This window comes from Klebsiella sp. 4_1_44FAA (genome assembly GCF_000238715.1).
Taxonomy (GTDB): domain Bacteria; phylum Pseudomonadota; class Gammaproteobacteria; order Enterobacterales; family Enterobacteriaceae; genus Klebsiella; species Klebsiella pneumoniae.
On the sequence record NZ_JH414802.1, the window covers coordinates 276,628 to 299,097 of the forward strand.

Genomic DNA, 22,470 nt, shown 5'->3' on the forward strand with positions numbered 1-22,470 from the left:
GGTGCAGGGAGTGCAATGTGAATGATGCGTGAATTATGCGCACAGCACCGCGGCGCGAGCAGGATCCAGAGCGATGAGCCCGGCAAGCAATGACTCCATTTCTGGCAGCAAGCGATTTTTTTCTGCCTCACTGCGCCCGGCCTTGCCTCTGAGCAGCCGGAGTCGGCGGGCTTTGACCTCAAAGATAAGCTCCGGCTTCCATTGTTCGAGCGTCATTTCCCGGGCGCGGCTGTCGAGTTCCGCCAGCAGATGCAGCGCCATTTCATTTTTTCCGTACTGCTCGCTGACCCGCGCCATCAGTAAGCGCATCAGCCACCGATTGCGGCTGGTGGTATAGCCCGGCTGCGCCTGTAACCAGTTCAGCGCCGACTCAATACCTTCATCGTCCGCGCGGGTGAGCACTTCTGGCTCCAGCGACAGCACCTCATCAGCGCTGGTCGCCGCCATTACCGGCTCATCTTGCCATCCGGCCATCTCATCCAGGACACGTTCGTTAAGCCAGTTGAGCGTCACTTCATCGGCGAATGGCGTACCATCGTTAAACGCCAGGGTTTCCAGCCCCGGCAGACGAGCCAATAGCCCTTTCATATCCCGGCACAGGATATCGGCCCGTACACTGTCAGCATCCAGTTTCAGCAGCGCCTGCCAGGCGTACCACTGCACATCCAGCCACAGATGGTTGACGCCTTGCGCCAACAGCGTGTCCGTATGCTCCAGCAGTTCCGACCAGCTTTTCTGTAAATACAACCGCTTAAGATGGGCTTTACTCTCAGGCTTGGGAGGCAATAGCCGTGTCCGGCCGGAGGCATCCAGCGGCGGTAACTCCGTTAACGTATCCCAACGCACACTCTTCATCAGATGATGACCTGCCAGCCATCCGCCGGGACACTCACGCAGATATTTCGCCAGCACCTTAGCCTGATCGAGCAAATCACGACCTGACGTGACGGTATGCATTACCGGTGCGGTGTCCGTATGTTGGGGTAGCAGATCGTGTTCTTCGCGGCTGGTCTGCGGCACCAGACTGTGGGCTCCGCCGCTTTGCACCAGGCGGTTCTCCAGTATCTGATATAGCCCGGAAAGATCGGGGCGAGATGCTTCAGCCAAGCCGGAAAAAGTGGCTTCCGCCAGCAATAACGCCCCGATAATGACCTGCATAGTGGTCATGTCGACTTCCGGATAAAGAGACAGACTGTCCGACATCCGGCGACTGCCAAGCCATTCCAGCGCTGATTTACAGCTACGTTCACGCTGGGGATGGAGCATAGCCCCAAACCGCTCAAGCATTGCCGCCAGCAGCGTAATGCCCTCCGCCAGACCAGTTTCGCCATCCCGCTGCAGACGCGCCCACACGTAAAAGGTGATCACGCGCAGATCCTTGCAGGTCTGAGTCAGCAGTTTTTCTGCCAGCTGGCAAATCAGTTCGGTATCGACACCGGAGATCTTATTGACCTCCTCGCGGATACGCTGAAAATCATCGTCATAGCCCGGATCGTCCCCGGTTGGTTGGGCGTCACTGATTGGCGCAAGCCAGGACTGCCACTGCGCCTGGCGTGACCGGGCCTGCTGGCGCAGTACGCTTTCATCCAACTGACTGGCGGCAACCAAATTTTGTAAAATACTCATAATTCCATCTCATCCATGTCACTATTCCCTACCCCCGTCGTCAGGGCCTGTGCGCTCTCAGCCGCATCGACAGTGAAAATCTGATCCGGCAGGGTCAATCCGCGCAGCGCCAGAAGCGCCAGCGGGCCGCTCTCAAGCTGGGAGCGCAATACCCACTGCAGGGTGCGGCCATCCGGGGCGGAGAAGCTCATCATCCACTGGCTGCGATCCAGCGGATGGCGTTTACCCTGCTCCAGCCAGCGAATAAAGCCCCAGGTACCGCTGTAGTCACCGAACAGACGCGTGCCCGCATTGACGGTGGTCCAGGTCAGCAGAGTGCCGGGTTTATACGTCTCCCCCGGCCAGCGGAAAGTCTGCCAGTCGGCCATCTGATTGAAATAGCGCAGCTTTTGGCCGTCTATCGTCAGCTGTGTCTCGACAACCTCCGGGGCAGGCCTGGCCTGTAACTCAAAGCTGATCCCCTGGCTGCCGTCGGTGAAAAGAATGTCGGACAGCTGGCTTAGCTGGTTGATCGCGCGCAGAAAGGCCGGATTAAAGACCAGGCCGTGACTGTTGACCTTATCCGGCACCCAGTGACTGCCTTCTTTATGCAGGACACCGTTCAGCTCCGTCGTGAGAAAACGTTCGATTCGCCCGCTGTCTTTGCGCACAAACTCAGCCAGCATCGGCAGGGAGGCGTCGCTTTTGCTGGCGGCAAACGGAAAGCGTCCGTCAAAGGCGGTGTGCCAGTTGGCGACCACCGAACGGCGCCATTTATCATTCAGACTGGTCGCCGATGGCAGAAGCACGGTTTCCCAGGCCTGAGTCAGCGGCTGCACAAACAGAGTATTACCGAAGCCACTCCACTCTTCGCCAAGGCTTGCCGAAATCAGGCTACCGTACTGTTGCGTGTCGGTCAGGTCGACGCTTTTCCCCTGGAAGACGGTCTGCGCCAGGACCTGCATCATTTCCTGCGGATCGGAGGCATTCGCAACCTGCTGCAGGCGCAGGCGCACGCGGGTGATACGGGTCAGATAGGTTTGCAGGCTCAGGGTGCTATCGGCCGACATGACGTTGCTGCCCGTGTTTTTCCCCATCAGCTGGAGCAGTGGGCCGAACGTGTCATCCAGAGGCCCCTGCGGGCCGGCTGCCGACTGGTCGATGACCGGCTTGTCTTTCCCGCCCACCAGATCTTTGGCCGATTTAATAAGGCTGTCCGACAGCCCCTCCCTTTGTTGCCCCGCCTGCCCCTGCCAGGCAAGGGTATTCATCAGGACAATCAGCGGCGACTGGCGGACATCGCTTATCAGCGTGAGCTGGTCGGTAACATCGGCGATATTGGTCGCCGGATTAAGTCGCAGACTGTTGAGAAAATTCAGCCAGCTGCCGGCGAAATCGGTGAAGTAGCGTCGGGTCAGACGCGCTTTCAGCGCCTCCGGCGACAGGTCTGTCGACACCGTTTTGCGCGAATCGCTCAGCACCCAGTCGATTTCCTCCCGGCGCGAGCTGGCTGCCTTATCAATGGCCTGCTGAATGCCGCCTTCCCATGCCTGGCGGGTAAACATCCCCGGGACCACTTCATCGGTGGTAAACAGGCGGCGCGCGTCGGTGCCACTGGTCATGTCTTCCAGCGACACATCGGCAAAATTACGACGCACGGATTTGAGCATGTTCTCATATAAGGTGCTTTCGGCATTGCGGCGACCTAGCTGCTGCAACAGAACCTGACGGCTCTGACTCACCCGTTGCGCATCCGGGATGATCTTCCACTCTGGCCGCTCGGGCAGCAGGGAGAGATAAAAGGCCCACAAATCCGGCGCCAGACTTTGCCACAGACCGGTCGAGATCCCCATTCGCGTCGGCTGGACCGTTTTCATGGTCTGCGCGAAAAATGCGCCATCGGCTTTATCCGGACGAGCCATCATCAGCCAGGCTTTCAGCTGGTCATAGCCCGGTTTCGCCAGCCTGGCTCGTTGGTCGCTATTGGGGGCGGAGTTGACCAGCGCGCTGAGCGCCTGCTGCAACGCGGCATTGGCCGGGTCACGTATCAGGCGATGATTCGCCACACCGTACCAGGGCAGGACGGCGTCTAATAGTTGCTGATGATGGTCCAGACCAAAGCGCCGATACCAGGGAGCGCCATTCTGCCCATCGTGCACGAGACGGCCGGCCTCATTGCGCAGGGCATGGAGGGCCGTCAGTTGATAGTCAGAAACGGAGGGGTGGGCCACCAGGTCGCGGGCTTTTCCCGCTACCGAAGCAATCTGACTGTAATTGAGGGCAAAGGAGAGCAGCAGTCCCGCCGCCCACAGGCCGAAGATGGCCAGCAGACCGCACGCCAGGCCCCGCTCCCATGCCATTCCCACGTGATGCCCGCGTAAACGGCGGCAGTCATCGACGATCCCCTGCCAGGTGGCGGGCAGCGTCAGGAGGTGAGGCTGGCTCGCAGGCAGGGCATCAGCTTCCTGATACGGATCTACGGTACGAGGCTCTGGCAGGCTAAACATCAGGCCTCGCAGCGCAAGCCGCTGCCGCGAGGCGGTCAGCCACGGCGCCAGCTGCCAGCGCCATTGCGCGATCCCCCCGTCGATAAGCTGCTGTCCCAGACGCAGCAGAAAGTCGTGGCGGGTCTCCTCCGCGATCTGGCGCATCCCCTGCTCCCGCAGCGTGGGCAGCATCTGCGCAAGCTGACGGGCGACATCATCCTCGGTAGCGCGCAACGGGAAGCTAACCCCTACCGCCTGCACCGCGCGGTCAGCCTGCGGCCACTCACTATCGCATAGTTTCCACAACCAGACCGGGGCGGCATAGCCCAGCAGTTCGCTGATTTTTTCCAGCCCGTGCAGGTCGCTCTCGCTTATCTGCGGCGTCAGGGTGAGAGACGACGGCATCACCCGCACAATTCCGTCCAGAGGACGGCCACGGCGCAGCTTGCGCAGCGCGGCATATTGCTCACTGTCGGGCTCGGAGAGCAGACTGCCGCCGTAAATCAGAACGGTACGCTGGCCCTCCAGCCAGCGCTGCTGGCGCAGACCAGGCACCAGTTGTTCGATTGCCGCCTCGTCGCCGGTGACTAAAAGCAGGCGGACTTTGCGCCGCCAGAAGAGGGAGTAGCGTTTGCGCAGCGCGGTGCCAATGTCTCTGGCGAGCGTCAGGCGCCTTTCCCTGGCCTTCTTTTTGGCTTCATTTGTCTGTGATATTGCAGTCGTTCGTTTGACTCGACTGATGATCCAAAAATGAACGGCAAGGAAAGCCAGGGCGATCACGCAGGCAAGTGTGACCCAGAGGAGGCTGCACACAAGCAGAACTGGAGAAATCACTGACCATTCCGTCGAACGCTCTCCGGCAATCAACCAGTATGCAAATCCCCCCAGCATGATCACCAGCGTTACTGCCACAGCAATAAGCAGTACAGTGATCCCGGCAGAAATTTCCTGGGTCTGGTTTTTGTCCTTATCAGTTTCCATGTGGTTTTACGATCCCAAGAGCTAAAGTATGAAGGGGGTCTGACGCTATCCAGCCGCAGGGTTTTGCTTCAGTCTTAGCGGTAATTGCAGCGAGCGATATCACAACCAGCGCATCAAGCTTTCCAGGATCGCCCCAGTAGTCATCCTGGATATTGTGGGTCACATTCCAGCCACAATCGGCGAGTTCAGGTTGCTCCGGGTGTGAGAAGAGAATGCACCGTTCGGGCGACTCATTAAGTTCGCTCTGTTTTTCGGCTCGCAAGGCGACGTGCCGCAGGGACTCACTATCATAAGGCTCAAAAAATTCACCACGGGATAATGTGACGTCCCCCTGGTTTCCAGCCAGCCACAGTACTGCGCATTCACCAGCAGGACGAGTAGAGTCAGAAGCAGGAGATAAAGACTGGCACCCGGCAATCAAAAAATTAACCAGCTGTTTCTTGTCCGCAAGAACATTAGCCAGTAAGGATAATGTTTTCTCCCCTTGCCATATCTCAGGTAATTCAGGAGCTGTAATTCCCGGAAAACTCTCAATGAGCTGTGCCACAAAGGCTTGCCAGGCTTCAGGACTCCCCTGCCAGAAATATTTCTCCGGAGAAACGAATAATTCCTTACCTCGCTGCCTTTTCCATTGCAATACCAGCATTTGAGCCAGTTGTTTTTCACGTTCAATAAGAGCAGAAGAGAAACTTCTGGCAATACGCAACGATTTCCCCAGGGATTCCTGCCTGACTAATGGAGCCTGATGCTCTCGCTTAATCACACGCAGCCAGTCAGAAAATTCAGCGCCTGCCGGGCCAATCAGGACAATATCTTTCAGGGCAAACTGACGCCGATGGATTTCCCACCAATGCCTGCGCTCATTTTCTGCTTCGCGCTCCCAGGTATGTGAATGATGAACTGAAAGGCGAAAAAAAATTGTGCGTACAAACCAGACAACACCGCCAAGTAATACCATTCCAACCATGCAGAAAAGAATGATACTGGTATTGGCACCGGATTTCCCTGCCATTGCCGCGATGATACCAGAGAGCAAAACCAGAGCGGCACCTCCTCCTAACCAGCGCTTTGCAACTGGCGGTTTCGCAAGACGATAGCGAGGAAATGTAGGAATAGCTCTCACTGCGCAACCCTGCAATCGGGGTTGGAACTCACCAGCGTGCAACCACATGCGCAGCGATGACCATGTAATGCTACTGGTTGACCGTCAACTTTTGTCAGAGAGCTACCTTCGACAATCTTTGTCATCCCATGCTTATTACATTTCACCGCATCACCTTTCACAGCAATACCTTTACCAAAATAAAGATAGTGACCGCCAATAACTGAACCACCATACTCTTTTAGCGAATCACCCTGCCTGATAATATGTTTCATTAACTTTCCTTAATTAAATTAAACAGAAGAAATAACGAACCATCACCATATTTTAAGAATATCAGCTTTGGTTTCGGCCAGTTTCGCAGCATCCAGGGTTTTACGTGTCTGGCTACTCAATGGCGCAATTCCATTTGTCATTGCAGGTTGAATAGTAGATTCTGCATTAATAACTTCAGGCCCACTTGCCGAAGCAGGGATGATAGAGATCACTTGTTTAATACCAGATGTGATTTCATCTGAAATATTACTGTTGATAGTCGTGTTATCAAAAATGAGACTGGCTCCTTTTATCGCTGATTTAAGTTGGCCTTCAACAAACCGGCCATATTTAGCGATCAATGAAACATTTTTACTCATCAACTCCCCAAAGAAAATCATCCGATAAAGGAAGTAACTTCCCCAGGGTTCTCTGTCACCAAAGGTTGCGTGCATAAACCAGGCGCGTGAGTCATGAACCTGATCGTCAAATAATGATCTGACCAGACTGTCTGGCGATTGAGCGGTTTCTCCAGCAGATTGCTTCGGAAACAGTTTGTTAAATTTACTGTCACCTGAACTTTTGATGCGTTCATACTCAACAGAGAAATCATTCTCACTGAAGGAGTATATCACATTAGATAATTGCTGAGACATCGTATATTTCCAGTTCCCCGTAACGGGGCGTGGCTTAGACAGGTAATCAGCATTGAATTCTTCTGCCGCCTGTCTTAGCTGAACCTGAGCGATAGCCGGGTCAAAATCTTTTGGGCCAGGAGGTAATGGCGTGAACTTTTTAAACCTGTTATCCACAATAGCGGTCAGGCGCTCATCATCCACATCTTTTTGTTTCTGTTCTTGCTCAGCCTTAGATGCAGCCAGAGTGGCCGGGTCTGAGTCTTTATTTTGCCACGCGACACCTGAAGATTTGTAAAATCCTTGAGATTTATAAGCGCCGTTTACATATCGCCCGATACGCCATGCCGTAATCCAGCCGAGTTGATTTTCTAGAGCTGTAATGACATTTGAACTTGCACGAATGGGGTTATATTGGAATGCATCAGTAGAAGCTTCAGCACTATCTGAAGATAAATTAAGAGTAAACTCACGCCAGGCATTGAATCTTTCCACTAACGATTCAGAAATAGTAAATTCTAATTGCAACTCTGGCGGCATTGCTCGCCATAATTGAGATAAAAGCTCTTTAGGTAACGATTGGGGCGATACTTTTAATGGTGCACCAGCTTCAAAAGCTGATGCATACATATCATGTAAAGCTATTTGCGAAAGTAAATTACTATCATTATGACCTACTGCTTTTCCTTGATCTCCCGGGGGATATCCCCCACCAATATCGGAGTGCATTCCAGGATAAACCACTTCCGTAGCATAACTTGGGTAAGTTCCGTCGCTGCGGCAAATTGAATCCAGCGGGAAACAAAGTCTTTGTTCGTGGGATGAAACGAGGTGAGTGCATTTTTTGATCAGCCCATTATCCGGTAATTCCATGGTGTCATCAGCCCAGCCCATATGCCCTTCTGCGAATGGCGCAATATTTGCAATGCCAACGGATGCCACAGTGTCGAGTAGGCCAAGAAATTCAATAATTAAGCGGATTTTTACGTCACCCGACTTCAGACAAAGCTCAGGTTTACTTCCCTTTCTCCTGCCCCCGGGCAGCAACTCAGATAGCCAGTTCACAAATGCTCGCGCACTTGCTGCACCGCGGGAGAAACCATAGACATATAACTTAATGCCTAATAGCTTAGGTTTCCCTGGTTCTGGTTGTGTAACTGCCTGTGTCAGTTTAGGTGCAAGATCCGCGGCCTTTAAAAATTCATTAAAAACGGTATAACGCCTGTCTGGCCCGTCCGATCCCAGATTTGATGTCATCCTGTTGACGGCGGCATAACACTCGGCATCAGAAATCTCGGTTAAACCCGATGTTCTTCTGAGTGCGTCAATAATCCGTAGCAGCCCCCAGTTGACGCGCTCTTCACCATAGGTCGCAAAAGCCAGACCTGGCGTACTGTAATCAAGGTCATTAACTTCTGGAAAAGGTGTGCCAACCCCAGGGATATAATATTTATAATATTTGTTGCCTGACGTTCCCGCTAAATCAACCAGCTCTTCAGTATGCCCCTGAACACCACCGGCATAACCCTGACCGATCGTTGCACGAAACAAACGAGCAATATTTGTTGGATGTTTAGGGCTGGAAATATACAGATCGTTATTAAGGTTATTTCCTGTGCCGTCAAAAAATAAACTGATATGCAGAGTTTTACAGCAAGGCGGCTCTACGGCTTTACCCGCAGCGTGACAAAGCTCATTCCGGTATGCCAGCTCATGGCTATCCTGCTGTTTACAGTTTCGCTTCGTTGCCGCTGTATCTGTTGGTAAACGCCCTTGTTTTGGAAAGTGAGGTGGATACCATGTTAAGTCTGGATTTATTTTGGACATACTTCAGGCTCCTCCATCTTAATCGGATCCTTAATCGGGTAATTCGGATTACCGTAATCGTAACAACTGGTTGTCACTTTTACCTTATCGCACGGAAGGAAGTGTATTTTGATGCCACAGGTTTTTTGGCCGTTATAATCAGGAACAGGTACTATTGCGCTGTGTTCACGATTTTGAGATTTTATTTTTTTTCCCATTCAAGGACTTTTTTATCATCCCCGAAACCTGGAAAATCCATTGAATACCCAACACCTGTTTCCCACTCGATTTTTACCGTCATTCCCGGTTCCCATTTTGGAGGCACACCAAAATACCCCGCGCCACCGCCGCCTTGCCACGGGCCGATAATATCGACGCCCGACTGCCCGTTGACACTAAAATGGTTGATGGCCCAGTGGGTATGGTTGATAGCTTCGATGGTTCCGCCACCGCCGCTGACTGATTCAGCTTCATCAGGCTGGTTACAGCCCGCCAACAGCAATACCGCTGTAACTAAAAAGAGAAAGGGAGATTTCATTTAACACTCCTTTGCTTCAGGGATAATGAGAGAATACAGGTTCCGATCCCAGCCATGTGTCACAAGGCGCTAACCCTGCCCTGGCAGCCCTGAATTTATTCTGGACATACTTCAGGCTCCTCCATTTTGATCGGATCTTTAATTGGGTAATTCGGATTGCCGTAATCGTAACAACTGGTTGTCACTTTTATTTTATCGCACGGGAGAAAGTGTATTTTGATGCCACAGGTTTTTTGGCCGTTATAATCAGGAACAGGTACTACTGCACTGTGTTCCTTATTTTGCGATTTAATTTTTTTCCTCCACGCCAAGTATCTCTCATCGTCACCAAAGCCAGGAAATCCATCTGTATCACCAAGACCTGTTTCCCACTCGATTTTTACCGTCATTCCCGGTTCCCATTTTGGAGGCACACCAAAGTAACCCGCACCGCCGCCGCCTTGCCACGGGCCGATAATATCGACGCCCGACTGCCCGTTGACACTAAAGTGGTTGATAGCCCAGTGGGTATGGTTGATGGCTTCGATGGTTCCACCCCCACCGCTGATCGAGTCAGTTTCAGCAGGCTGGTTACAGCCCGTTAACAGCAATACCGCTGCAACTAAAAAGAGAAAGGGAGATTTCATTTAACACTCCTTGTGAGGGATTCATCAGGTAACAGAGTTATTTGAAATAACCTGCGCCAAAACCCAGTCATTGCGCTTATCATCAAAAACAATTCTCTGCTCTGTTGCGGTAAGCATCGCCTCATAACAGGCTGTAAATTCGGCTTGCCGGTTAGTAAACATCCCTTCTGGCACACTCTCGTATCTCAGAAACTGGCTCGTATCACTGACACACATGAGTTTCTCAAACTGGCTATCGGTAAATTCGATTTGCACCACGGACTTGTCAGATTCCGGGATTTCACCACTCCCCAACCGAATGGAAGACTGATAGTCACAGTCGAGCCATGTCCAGAATAAGACCGGTATTAGCAGTTGCTTTTGCTGCTCAGCATCAAGAATGTGGCTGAACAAGAAAGGAAAAATACGGGTATCCCAGAAACGGAAAATCCCCTCCCGACCTTCATGTTGCGCAGCAACACAATCCCTGAGCCAATCAGCAAGCTGTTCAAACGGCCAGCAAGAACCGCATATCAGCAGGGGAGCCGATTCCATCATTTCTGCTGCAAGGTTATGTAGCCACTGAACATGTTCAGCGTCCGATAGATCCACCCGAACCAGCACAGGCGCATCCTCAGGATAAATATCCTCAGGTAGCCCTTGATATAGCGACTGCCACATCATAGGGTTACTGAAAGTAGTAAGTGCTGGCAGGACAGAGAAATTAACAGCACACTGATCGATTATCACATCAATATGGTCTATTTCGGCACGCTGGCAGGTTGTTCTGATTTTGTCCATCCACGGAGAAACGAAATCCATCTTTTACACCTCCCTTGGAACAAAGCCCTGAGCGATTTCCTGTGCCCGTTTCAGACAATCTTTGCAGACCGATGATGGTAGTTCAGGCAACGGGAAATCCTGGCTCGCAGGTCCTTCCATGTTGTGCTGCCCTTTTAGGCTTAACAGTCCAGGGCCATGAACCTTAATTTCTCCCTCAGGTGTCAACTGGATGTAAGCGCCGCCACATGCAATAGTGATCCCGTTTTTTGCCGTTAGCTGCAGGTGACCTTGTGTTGACTGAACCGTGACGTCTTTCAGTGACGTAAGAGAGAGTGTGTCTGCGTGTGATTCTACTTCCAGTGGTCCTTTCGCCGAGACCAGCCGGATCCCTTCCTGTTGTGAAAGTAGCGAAATCGCTTTACTGGCGTTTACTGAGTGGCGCTGCGCGGTTGCAATATTAACCTCTCCCAGACTTTGCAGGTAGAGGCCTTTACCACTGTGCATTAGCGCAGTATCAGGGGTAACAGAAGCAACCCCTTTGGGAGCAACCATCAATAAAGCCGCTTCTTTCAGGTTACTGGCACCGTTAACAAACTCTCTCAGTGAATCAGCGTCTGGTGAAAAATTATGATGAATCTGGGCAATCCTGCCCCATTCGGTTATCTGATTCAGCGCACCTTTCAGCAAACTGACCGCCGGCTCCATCGCCAGCACCTGCCCCCGGGCCTGCGCCTGTCCGTCCGCGCTGATAAAAATACCCTTCTGTGCCCGGATAGCGCCCCAACTGTCGGTTCTCAGCTCAATGCCTTCGCCGCGCGGCTGCTTTTCAGCATCCACCAGATGCCCGAGATTGAGCTGGCTTTTACCGCCGTACTCCGTCGAGAGCTTGATATGTTCTTTCCCGCGCTCATCGTCGAGGCGGATTTTGTTGTTGGCCGGGGTGCGCAGGACGTTACGTTTGTCATTGCGGATGGTGACGTGGTCGCCGTGCGCCGAGTCGTGCAGCACGCCCGCGATATACGGCCGGTCGGGGTTACCATCCTCAAAGCCAATCGCCACCTCCGTCCCCGCCAGCAGCGGCAGGTGCAGGCCGTAAGTGTCTCCGGCATACGGCCGCGACTGACGGACCCACAGGCTCTCGAACCCGGTTTCCCAGCGCGCCCGATCAAACAACATATTCACCCGGTAGCGTCCGTGTTTGTCGATATGCCCGTAGGTGTCGTTTTCCCGGGTGCTGGTCACGCGGGCCGGCAGCGTCCCGGCCATCACCGGACGCGCGCCGGGCTCAGGCCGGTAGCCGACGTCCGGGCTGTCCGGTATGCCGGCAAACTCCACCGCAAAGTCGGCATCGCGCCGGGCGTGGCTGTGCATCGCCGTGATGAGCACGCCATCAGCAAACTCCCCGGCCACCTCCTCTCCGCCGGTGACCTTCAGCACCTGTCCCGGGCAGAGCGTCGGGCAGCTGGTGGTGGCCTGCATCCGGGTCTGGCCGTTAAGATAACGCTCATGCCGAAGCCGGGCGTAAAACGCCCCGGACTCCGGCGCCGGATGGCGGTCATGGGCATTCCCCGCGGTCAGGTAGTTATCTCCCCAGTGGTAAGCCTCACCAAAGGTGGTGGTCTCCCCGCGGGTCACATCCACCTGCGCGTTCATGTCCGCCGTCGCCTCGCGGTAGTTGTAGTCGCGGGTACTGACCTGCTGCTCCACGACGCGGTGGCGGCATGCCATCTCCCACACCGCGTCCACCCCGGCCGACTGCTGCCCTGACGGCGGGACCGAAGGCAACGTCAGCCCCTTCTCATAGCCCTGCTGACTGTCGCAGAACTCAGCGACGTCGATGTGCAGCCGCGTGTCGGCGGTAAACCGAAACCAGATCCCCACCTCACCCAGCAGCCGGGTGATAAAGCGCAGGTCATCCTCGCCGTACTGCATCACCTGCTCGCGGCGCGGATACGTTTTTGTCAGCGAGAACAGAAAATCCTGACCGCGCAGGCCGTGGCGCTCGCGGAGGATTTTTTCCACAATCTGCGGAACGGACTGGTCCTGGTAAATGGCGTTCTGGTGCGAGCGGTTAAGCAGCGCCAGGCGCGGCTGAAGCGTCAGCGCGTAGTGCGTTTCATCCCTGGAGGTACTGAGCCGTTCAAACCCCGTCACCACGCCCTGGATCACCCGCACGGGTTGCTGAACATTGATGCCGAAGCCCTGAGCCACCGGCGCCTGCAGCGTCAGGGAGGCTGCCTTCATCAGCATCATCTCTTTGCTGATGGCATGGTCTGCGCTGGTGAATTCAATACGGTAGCGGAACGGCTGGCTCAGGGCTTCATCGCCCTCGAAGGCCAGCACATCAAGCCCGGCTTCACATCCCTTCACCGAAAGCAGGTGGTGGTTATGGCTGAACAACAACGATTTCACGCTACTCATCGGATATTGTCCCCTCGTCAAACGCCATCACGACGCCTTCCTCTTCGTGATACCCCAGCGTCACCTGGCGCGGTTTCTGCCCCGCCGCCATATGGCTCAATAGCTGCTGACTCAGCGCCGGCAGGATCTGCTGATTGAGCAGACTGTCGACGTTGCGGGCGCCGGTATCCGGCAGCAGGCAGGCCTCGGTCAGCGCGTCGAACAGGCTCTCGCTGAGGGTGGTGGTGATTCCGTAATGGCAAGCCAGACGCTGACTTACCTGCCCGAGCTTCATGCCGACAATGGCGCGCAGCGCTGCCGCCGGCAGCGGACGGTAAATCACCGTCTGGAAGCGGGCCAGCAGCGCCGGCTGGAAGTGGCCGCGCAGTACCGGGCGCAGCAGCTCGTGCAGGTCTGATTCGCTGGCCTCCGGCTGTTCATCCAGCAACTGCATCAGGAGGTCGCTTCCGAGGTTGGCGGTCATCAGGATCACGGTGTTGCGAAAGTCGATTTCACGCCCCTCGCCGTCGCGCATTACCCCCCGGTCGAAGACCTGGTAGAACAGGTTCATCACATCGCGATGGGCCTTTTCCACCTCATCGAGCAGCACCACGCTGTAGGGGCGTTTGCGCACCGCCTCGGTCAGGATCCCGCCCTGGCCGTAGCCGACGTAGCCGGGCGGAGAACCCTTCAGCTGGCTGACGGTGTGCGGCTCCTGGTACTCGGAGAGATTGATGGTGATCAGCGCTTTCTCGCCGCCGAACAGCGCATCGGCCAGGGCGAGCGCCGTTTCCGTTTTGCCGGTGCCGCTCGGCCCGACCAGCAGGAACACCCCTTGCGGACCGTTCTCCGGCGTCAGGCCGGTTTTCGCGGCGCGCAGGCGCCGGGCAATAGCGCTCAGGGCCGCCTCCTGGCCAACCACCCGTTTGCCGAGACTCTCTTCCAGACTCAGCAGCTCCGTCTGCTCATCTTTCATTAGCGAGGAGAGCGGCACGCCGGTCCAGTCGGCAATCACCGTCGCCACGGTGCGGACGTCGACGTCCAGCCCGAGCAGCGGATTGACCTGCTGGACGGCGATAAGCGCGGTTTGTAGATCGCTAATTTCCGCCTGGCGGGAGATATCGCGGCGACAGGCGAGCAGCGCTTCCGTCAGCTGCAGCTCCTGACCATACTGAGTTTCAAGGGTATCCAGCGCCAGAATAAGGCGGATCTCCTCCTGCTCAATGGCCGCCAGCCGATCGCCGCGGGCGCTGTTGCCCAGCGCAATATCTTCCAGCAGCGCCTGCTTCTCCATTGCCAGCGCGGTGAGCTGCGCCTTCATGCGGGTCAGCGGCTCAGGCACGGTATCCAAACTCATACGCAGGCGGGCGGAAGCGGTGTCGAGTAAATCCGCTGCCTTGTCCGGCAGCTGGCGACCGGTGAGATAGCGTCGTGACAGCGTCACGGCGGCGCGCACCGCATCATCCGTGATATGCACGCCGTGGTGGTCGGCATAGCGGGACTTCAGGCCGCGCAGCATCAGGCAGGCGGTGTCGTCGTCCGGCTCATCCACCTTGACCATCTGAAAGCGGCGCTCCAGCGCGGCGTCGCGCTCGAAGTACTGCTTGTATTCACTCCAGGTGGTGGCGGCGATGGTCCGCAGTTCGCCCCGGGCCAGCGCCGGCTTCAGCAGGTTGGCGGCATCCGCGCCGCCCGCCTGATTACCCGCGCCGATGATCGTGTGCGCCTCGTCGATAAACAGCAGCACCGGCGAAGGCGACTGCTGTACCGCCTCAATGATATTTTTCAGCCGCTGCTCGAACTCGCCTTTGACCCCGGCGCCGGCCTGCAGCAGACCGAGGTCAAGGGTGCGCACCGACACTGGCTTCAGCGCGTCGGGGACGTTGCCTTCGGCAATGCGCAGCGCCAGGCCTTCCACCAGAGCGGTCTTGCCCACGCCCGGCTCACCGACGAGGATTGGGTTGTTTTTTCGCCGACGGGAGAGAATATCCACCATCTGGCGGATTTCCGTGTCACGTCCGAACACCGGGTCAATCTGGCCGTCTCTGGCTTTGGCGGTGACGTCGAGAGTGAATTTGTCCAGCGCGTTCTGCAGCGCCGGGTTGAGCCCATCCGCATTCAGTTCGCTGCCCGCAGGACGCCCCACAAATTCCACGTCCCCGCCATGGGGCTGCGCCAGCGCCGCTTCCTGCTGCGCTGGCGGACGTTCGTCGGACTGGGCATCAAGCAAGGGGCGCAGGCGTTCCAGCTGACGCTGGCCCAGCGTTAACAGCGGCCACAGGCCATCGCACTGGATCAGATTCTGTTTTTCAACCAGCGCCATCAGCAGGTGAACACTGCGGATCTGCGCTTCGCCGCTGAGCGAGGCAATCAGCCAGGCCTCCTGCATCAGCCTCAGGGTATGGTCAGAGAGCTGGGGACGATGACGTACCGAGCGCGGCTGTTTATCCAGCCAGTTCAGCAGATCCTGCCACAGCGCATCCATATCCCATTCATAGCGCCGCGCCAGCACCGTCAGATCGCCTTCCCCCTGTTCCAGCAGCTTAAGCAGCCAGTGCTCGGGCAGGATCTCGGCATGCGCCCGGGTCTGGCACAGGGAGGCCGCCCCCTCCATTGCGCGGGCACAGCAGGGATTAAGACGGCGTAACAGGCTGGCTGGATTTTCCATGAGATCCTCTCTTATTGTTTCCGGACACGCTACCGCCCGTCGCTGTTCCTGAACAGGAACCCCAAGCGCACAAGGTCAGGCAGACAGATTGTGTTTTTCTTTGCTGAGAACCCGTATCTCAGGCGTTCAGCAAAAAACGGCGGGCAGAGAAACGCTGCCCGCATCAGGCGATCGCCCGCAATAATCCCCGGCCGCAGAGATAACGATGCGGCCGGGATGAGCGAACGTCGCCTGCGCGCCAGCGGCGCGAAATATGACGGGCAATTACGCGGTGGCGCGTTCGTTCCAGCTATCGGAGTGAATGATGTTGCCGTCTTTATAGGTCCAGGTGATCTTCTCGTAGCGCAGCTCAATCTGTTCCAGATGGTTGTGCTTCTCGTAGGCGGGGTTTTTGATGTCGTGCATTAGGGGATTCACTTTCACCACCTTGACGTTCTCAAGTTTGGTATTGAAATACTCCACTTCCTGGCCGGCATCGTTGATTCGGTACCACTTGAACTCAGCGGATTTCAGGGTCTGGCCGGTGGTCACTGCCTTGTACAGGTAGGGGCTGGAGGAGTCGATCTCCTTGGTGAACAGGAACGGCGTATGAATACGCGTGCCGGTCAGTTTGCCGGTGTTGTTATCGGTCGGGATGTACAGGTTATGCTCCTGAGCCACCACTTCGATACTGCCTTCACGATCCTGAACGTCGACAGACCCTTTAATGTCCGCGCCGCCGTCGTCTTTCAGCCAAAGATAAACAGGAATTGCCATGGAATTACTCTCCATTGTGTAGTGAAGCGCCATCATCCTGGGATGACGCAGAGGGTTGGTCCGGTAACCGGCAGGCGTCTACCTGCGGCACCAGACTGATTTCGACACGACGGTTCAGCGCACGGCCTTCCGGCGTATCGTTTGTTGCAATTGGTCGGCTTTCGCCATAGCCCTGAACGGCAAAGCAGCTGTCCGGCACGTCGCCGGTATCGCGCATCCAGTCGCGGACCGATTCCGCACGTTTCAGCGACAATAGCTGGTTGGCTTTTTCCTCACCCACGCTGTCGGTGTGACCCGCCACCACGATCAGCCACCCGGGCCTGGCCTTAATGTCCATCAGCGAGTTGACCAGCCGCTTTGTCGAACCAGGCTTCAGTACCCATTTCCCGGTATCGAATAGCGACATGCTGTCAAGGCGGATGACGTTCGGGGCAACGCGCTGCACCGGCCTGGGCGGAGGCGGAGGCGGCACGTAACCGCGAATCGCCTCCAGCAACGGCAGGCGAATCTGCTCCCCGCGATATAAGCCCAGACTCAGGCGCAGCGGGACGCCGTTACGCGCCCAGCTATCAAGCAGCGCGGCATCTTCACGCAGCACCCTGACAGCGCTGGCTTTTGGTCGATAATCATCCATCGCAATCCGCTCATAACGGGCAATATCGACGCCCACGCGCTGCAGCAGTTGTCGATTGTTCCAGCCACTGCTGAGCAGCGCGGCGACAGCCGCGAGGGTGAAAATCGCGAGCGCCGCGCGCCAGGCCCTGCCTCGTGGCGTGAGTCCCCGTCCCGCCGGTAACTGCGGCAGGATGAATTCCGGCAAAGCTGAAGCGTCCCCGGTGTCGCTCTCATCTGGCTGCCAGCCAGCTACCCGCGACAGGCCGCTATGTCGGGATAACCACGTCGTCCAGGCCGACGATGCCAGACTTCCAGGCAGCGAGGGCCCGAGGCCCCACAGCACGGCCGCAGGGGTCAGAGGTGGCAGGTCGGTATTCTCTTCCGTCAACACGGCATAGACGTGCTGTTCAGACCAGCCCATCAGGCTGTTCATCAGCACCTGCTGCTCCAGCGCGGCCGCCCCGCCGGCGCTTACCCAGGCCGGTACGGAACAGGGGGCGCAGGAGGGCTGCCAGACTTTCACCGCTTCACCCGGTATCGCCGCCTGCCACAACAGGTCGCGACTCATCGCGCTGCCCACCTGCCCCTGCAGCGCCAGCGGTACGGCATACCCCATCTGCTGGCGCAGCTGGCTGAGTTGCCAGCGCAGGGCCAGCAGAGCGCTGGTCAGCGCATCGCTTTGCGCATGCCGCTGCGGGCAGACGCAGAGCAGCACCGACAGCTGAGGCCCCCATTCCGGCCGCTGGCTCAATACCTGGCGCGCGACCTGCTGCAGCTCCTCCGTCTTTTTCACGCGGATCCAGCAGCCCTGTTTGACCACTCGCACCGGTGACGCTGGCGGCCAGACACACGGCAGGTCGCCGCAAACGAGGACCACCGGCTGGCGATAAGCGCCCTCCGGGAGAGGGGCCAGGGTTGATGCGACGTTACGTCCGGTACGACGACTGGCGATGCGCCAGATCCCGATGATCAGGGCCAGCGTGACCAGCAGAATGAGCCACGCCCCCCAGCGGGGAACCGGCAAAAATAAGCAGGCACACCAGCGCACTCAGCAGACTGGCCCACAGCGCCAGCCCACGCTGCTGCGCGGGGCTCATTTCACCTCCCCCGGTAACAAGGTCAGCAGCAGGTGATCGAGCCAGTGGTTGAGCCCCCACCACAGGGCGAGTACCACTACCACGCTCAGGCCAATACGTACCGGCCATGGGGCCAGCCAGCCGCTTATCCCCAGACCGGCGCGACTCTCTACCAGTACGGGAGCGGTAGCCGGGCACTGAAAAGGAGGAACACGCTCACCGAGCGCGTTGACCAGCTTCAGGCGCTCGGGGTCGTGGAGGGAGCGAAAGCTGCCAATAAAACCCAGCAGCATCACCCGCTGAAAACAGGTGACCACGGCCAGGTTGGGCGCCGGTTCACGCAACACATCACGCATCCGCTCGCACAGGGTGTCGCCGGCGTCCATGGTGCCGAGGAAGTGCCCCTGCAGCGGAATGTCATACCACTGCAGGCAGGCCTCATCCTCCACGCCGCGACCTTTCACGGCTTCATCGAGCAGCGCGCACTGGGCGGTGAGAATATGCTGACAGCTGGCGTCATCAAGCCCGCTCGCCTTCAGCTCATGTTGCACGCGCTCGACATCAGCGATACAGCGCTGCCATAGCGTGTACCCTTCCTCATCGCGGAACTGCGGGCCGTGGCGCAGGCTGATAACCTGCAGCCAGGTGTTCTGCAGCAGCGCATCAATATCAATGGACGCGGCGTTGCCGCGTTTAGGCTCATTCACGTTCGTAGTACCGCAAAAAGTTCAAGTTCAGGCTCACCGAGCATCCCCGGGACGTAAAACATACAGGTGCCGCTCTGCAGCATTTCCGTTGCCAGAGGGTGGGACACATCGAGGCTGAAATACTGATTTTCCAGACGCAGCGGGATCGCCGCCGGCACATGACGCAATGGCGTGAGGGGCACCCCTGTCCGCGAGGAGTTGACGATGGCTTTGACATGATCCGGACTGCCCACTTTGCACTGGCGCGGAAACTGCTCCTGCAGTTGGGCGACCGGTACCGACGAACGAACCGACAGGTAGTAATCAGCCCCTTCCCGCAGCCGGGCATCGTGCAGACGCGCCTGCCAGAAGTGCAGCCGGACATCATGCTCCAGCGCAATCGCCACCACCCGCGATGGCAGGCTCGCCTCCAGCAGGTCGCTCAGTAAATCAAACAGCGGCGGAAAAACCGCGTTCAGCTGGTCATGCTGATAGATCGGGACGGCATTCGCCTGATGGGTGAGCGAAAAGGTCAGCAGGCTACCAGCCAGGCGCGCCAGCTCCGGGTAGAGGCGTTCCGGCGGGCTTTGCCGGTAACGCAGAAAGTACCCCAGCACCGGCTCGGCGCTGTTCAGCGCATTCAGCAACCAGAACAGAGAGACATCAGCCACGGCAAAATCAGCCATCCGTTCATTGCTTTCGCGACGCATGGCCATCAGGCGCGTCAGACGAGCCCGGAGCTGGACGAGCAGCTGTTCAAGCTGCGTCGCCAGCCAGCGGCTGCCCTGGATCTGCAGCAGCGGCGGGAGAAACGTCTCGTCGATAAGCCAGGCCCCCTGCGAGTCCCGCTGCAGGCGAACAAGCGGACAGGTCAGGTAATCGCTGTTGTCCTGGTGGGCGAAGCGGAGGGTCAGCTCCGGCTGTATGACGGCAATCTGCCGGGTATCATCCCCGAACTGGTTGCGGACATCGCGCCAGCGCTGCCGGAAGCGCGCCGGCCTTTCGGCCACCTCCTCCGGCTTCAGACAGTTGCCGCCATTCGCCTGCATCAGGGGCAGCGCCAGCACGATCACCGCCTCGCCGGACGCGCCGTCCAGCGACAGCGCGGACGGCAGCGCATCGGCATTGTCCGTATCAATCATCGTGCCATCCTGGAACCGGACCTGCAGCCTGTGAGCCTGCAGGCGGCCCAGTTTGAGCATCTCTGGTTCGAAGGTCGCCTCAACCACTCCCCAGGGGTGGTTAAGACCCATCCGGGCAATCACTTCCGCAGTCCAGGCTGTATACGCAGCCTGCTGTTGAAAATGCTGAGGCGACACCATAATGCCCCGGCCCCACAACGGACGTTCCGTTTTCATCATCGTCCGAACCTACGCCTTCGCCTTTGGCATCTGGCTAACCAGCGACAGATTGACGTCCATCCCCTCGACCTGGAAGTGCGGCACCGCGTACAGCTTCACGCGGAAGAAGCCCGGGTTATCCTCGATATCTTCCACCACCACGCTGGCATCGCGCAGCGGATGGGAGGCCTGCAGCTCGTCGCCGGGGTCGGTCATTTCGGTCACCAGGCTCCGCACCCAGGTGTTTAGCTCCAGCTCCAGCAGACGCCGGTCCTTGGTGGTGCCGATATTCTCGCGCTGGATCATCTTCAGGTAGTGCGCGATGCGCGACAGCAGGAAGATGTAAGGCAGACGCGCGTTGATACGGCTGTTGGCGGTGGCGTCGGCGGTATCGTACAGCGCCGGTTTTTGCGCGGAGTTGGCCGAGAAGAAGCAGGCGTAATCGCGATTTTTGTAGTACGACAGCGGGATAAAGCCCAGGCTGGCGAACTCAAACTCCCGCGTTTCCGGGATCATCACCTCGGAAGGAATTTTCACCTGGTTGCCGGTGCCCAGATCGTACAGATGGATGGGCAAATCTTTCACCGCGCCGCCCGCCTGCGGACCGCGAATTTGCACGCACCAGCCGTTGTTAACAAAGCTCTTCACCATATTGGATGCGAAGGAGAACGCCGCGCTGGTCCAGAGATACTTTTCGTGGTCCGGGCCCTTCACCTGCTCGACATAGTTGAAGCTGCGCACCGGCACGGTATCCGGGCCGTACGGCAGACGGCCCAGCACGCGCGGCATCACCAGGCCGATGTAGCGGGCATCGTCAGTTTCGCGAAACGCCTTCCAGCGGATATATTCCGCGCGATCGAAGTAGTTGCCGATATCCTTAATGGCAGCCACCTCTTCCATGGTCTCTTTCAGGAAGAAGGCCGGGCCGACGGCGCCGATAAACGGCATATGGGCGGCCGCAGAGACGCGGGAGATATTGCGCAGCAGCGCCACATCCTGCGGGCTGGCGTCGAACTCATAGGCCGAGATCACCGAGTCGATCGGCTCGCCGCCGGGAGTGTCATACTCCGCGGTATAGGTGTGCCAGTAGAGGCCGCTCTGGATAAGCTCCGGCGCGTCCTCAAAGTCCTGGCGCAGATCGTCTTTGGCGACGTCGAGGATCTCCGTTTTGACGTTCTGCCGATAGTCGGTGTTGTCCACCAGCTGTTTGAGGCCGCGCCACAGGGATTCGACCTGCTGAAACTCCTGATGGTGCATCACCGCGTCCAGCTGACGGCTTATCTGGAAATCCAGCTCGGCGATATGGTGGTCGATCAGCGTTTTGTCGAGCTTTTCCACCCGCTGGCCGGACTGACGGATGCGTTCCATAAACACCTGCATCGCCGCGGTGAGACGCTCCGCCGCCGGCGCCTCGGAGAGCGCGGCATCGTCCAGAAAGTCGTTGATATCCCCGAGGTGAGACGCCGGGGCGAGATTAATTTTTTCAAACAGCGAGGCGTAAACGCCCTCGCCCGCCCTGTTTTCCTGCAGCGTGGTTTGCCCCTGAACAGGGGCGTTTTCTGTGGTAACAGACATTAGCATTTTCCCGGTTAATCCATTAACAGACTTGCCCCGCACTTATTTCGGGGCAAGCGCACTCATTTCGTCGCGTAATTCCTGGGACAGCGCCGGATCTTTCAGGATTGCCTCAAGCTCTTTTCTGAAAGTGGCGTTATCGAGCAGATTGGATTTGAGATCGCGTAATAAATTACGCATCGCCAGCATGGCGCGGAGTTGCGGAATTTGCCGGGCAACCTGCTCCGGTTCAAAATCTTTGATGTCGGTAAAACGCAGTCTGACGTTCTCCTCTTCGCCATTGCCGGCCAGCGTATTCGGCACCGAGAGGTTAACTTCCGGGCTAAATTCCGAAAGTACGCTGTTAAAATTATTTTTATTGACGTTGATTTTTTCTCTTTCCGATAAAGGCCGTTTTTCCTTACCATGACTAAAATCGCCAATGGTAAGCAGTTTGAGCGGCAGTTCGACCTTCTTTTGCGCGCCGCCGGTATGAAGAGATAATTTGAGATTAATGCGCGCCCTGGGGACTTCATTCTGGAACGTATCAGCCATAGCAGTTCCTTTCCTTAAGGAATA

Annotated in this window: 14 protein-coding genes and 2 pseudogenes; all 16 read right to left on the minus strand. The window is 57.0% G+C overall.

Going from position 1 to position 22,470, the window contains the following annotated elements:
* Positions 1-33: 33 nt before the first annotated feature.
* Positions 34-1,626: a type VI secretion system protein TssA gene (gene tssA, locus HMPREF1024_RS09165; RefSeq protein WP_009309034.1), complete on the minus strand. Its 1,593-nt coding sequence runs from the start codon at positions 1,624-1,626 to the stop codon at positions 34-36.
* Positions 1,623-5,072, minus strand: coding sequence for an ImcF-related family protein (locus tag HMPREF1024_RS09160; protein ID WP_009309035.1), 3,450 nt, complete (start codon positions 5,070-5,072; stop codon positions 1,623-1,625). Before HMPREF1024_RS09160 ends, tssA begins: the two co-directional genes overlap by 4 nt.
* Positions 5,062-6,195, minus strand: a complete 1,134-nt coding sequence (locus HMPREF1024_RS09155) for a hypothetical protein (protein WP_032451386.1) — start codon at positions 6,193-6,195, stop codon at positions 5,062-5,064. Before HMPREF1024_RS09155 ends, HMPREF1024_RS09160 begins: the two co-directional genes overlap by 11 nt.
* The gene (locus tag HMPREF1024_RS09150; protein ID WP_009309037.1) at positions 6,192-6,449 is read right to left on the minus strand and encodes a PAAR domain-containing protein; all 258 of its coding nucleotides are present in this window, start codon (positions 6,447-6,449) and stop codon (positions 6,192-6,194) included. The genes HMPREF1024_RS09155 and HMPREF1024_RS09150 overlap by 4 nt, the downstream gene beginning before the upstream one ends.
* A gap of 42 nt (positions 6,450-6,491) precedes the next feature.
* A complete protein-coding gene (locus tag HMPREF1024_RS09145) occupies positions 6,492-8,891 on the minus strand; it encodes a DUF2235 domain-containing protein (protein ID WP_009309038.1) in 2,400 nt (799 codons plus the stop codon).
* Positions 8,879-9,408, minus strand: a pseudogene (locus tag HMPREF1024_RS0126875) (DUF3304 domain-containing protein). The gene HMPREF1024_RS09145 and the pseudogene HMPREF1024_RS0126875 overlap by 13 nt, the downstream one beginning before the upstream one ends.
* 95 nt (positions 9,409-9,503) lie before the next feature.
* A complete protein-coding gene (locus tag HMPREF1024_RS09140) occupies positions 9,504-10,034 on the minus strand; it encodes a DUF3304 domain-containing protein (RefSeq protein WP_009309040.1) in 531 nt (176 codons plus the stop codon).
* 24 nt (positions 10,035-10,058) lie between these two features.
* Positions 10,059-10,835 (minus strand): DUF4123 domain-containing protein, encoded by a 777-nt coding sequence (locus tag HMPREF1024_RS09135; protein ID WP_009309041.1) that lies wholly within the window; start codon positions 10,833-10,835, stop codon positions 10,059-10,061.
* Positions 10,836-10,838: 3 nt separating this feature from the next.
* Complete coding sequence (locus HMPREF1024_RS09130) at positions 10,839-13,208, minus strand: type VI secretion system Vgr family protein (protein ID WP_074187247.1); 2,370 nt, start codon at positions 13,206-13,208, stop codon at positions 10,839-10,841.
* A gap of 1 nt (position 13,209) precedes the next feature.
* On the minus strand, positions 13,210-15,864 hold the full coding sequence (gene tssH / locus HMPREF1024_RS09125) for a type VI secretion system ATPase TssH (RefSeq protein WP_009309043.1): 2,655 nt from the start codon (positions 15,862-15,864) through the stop codon (positions 13,210-13,212).
* A 264-nt stretch (positions 15,865-16,128) separates the two neighbouring features.
* A complete protein-coding gene (hcp, locus tag HMPREF1024_RS09120) occupies positions 16,129-16,620 on the minus strand; it encodes a type VI secretion system effector Hcp (RefSeq protein WP_002902160.1) in 492 nt (163 codons plus the stop codon).
* Between the two features lie 4 nt (positions 16,621-16,624).
* Positions 16,625-18,332 (minus strand): annotated as a pseudogene (locus HMPREF1024_RS09115) (OmpA family protein).
* Entirely contained in the window at positions 18,329-19,018 is a 690-nt protein-coding gene (tssL, locus tag HMPREF1024_RS09110) for a type VI secretion system protein TssL, short form (RefSeq protein ID WP_004176431.1), read from the minus strand. Before tssL ends, HMPREF1024_RS09115 begins: the two are co-directional and overlap by 4 nt.
* Positions 19,015-20,358: a type VI secretion system baseplate subunit TssK gene (tssK, locus tag HMPREF1024_RS09105; protein ID WP_009309045.1), complete on the minus strand. Its 1,344-nt coding sequence runs from the start codon at positions 20,356-20,358 to the stop codon at positions 19,015-19,017. Before tssK ends, tssL begins: the two co-directional genes overlap by 4 nt.
* A 9-nt stretch (positions 20,359-20,367) precedes the next feature.
* Positions 20,368-21,912, minus strand: coding sequence for a type VI secretion system contractile sheath large subunit (tssC, locus tag HMPREF1024_RS09100; RefSeq protein ID WP_009309046.1), 1,545 nt, complete (start codon positions 21,910-21,912; stop codon positions 20,368-20,370).
* 42 nt (positions 21,913-21,954) lie between these two features.
* Positions 21,955-22,446 (minus strand): type VI secretion system contractile sheath small subunit, encoded by a 492-nt coding sequence (gene tssB, locus HMPREF1024_RS09095; protein WP_009309047.1) that lies wholly within the window; start codon positions 22,444-22,446, stop codon positions 21,955-21,957.
* Positions 22,447-22,470 lie beyond the last annotated feature (24 nt).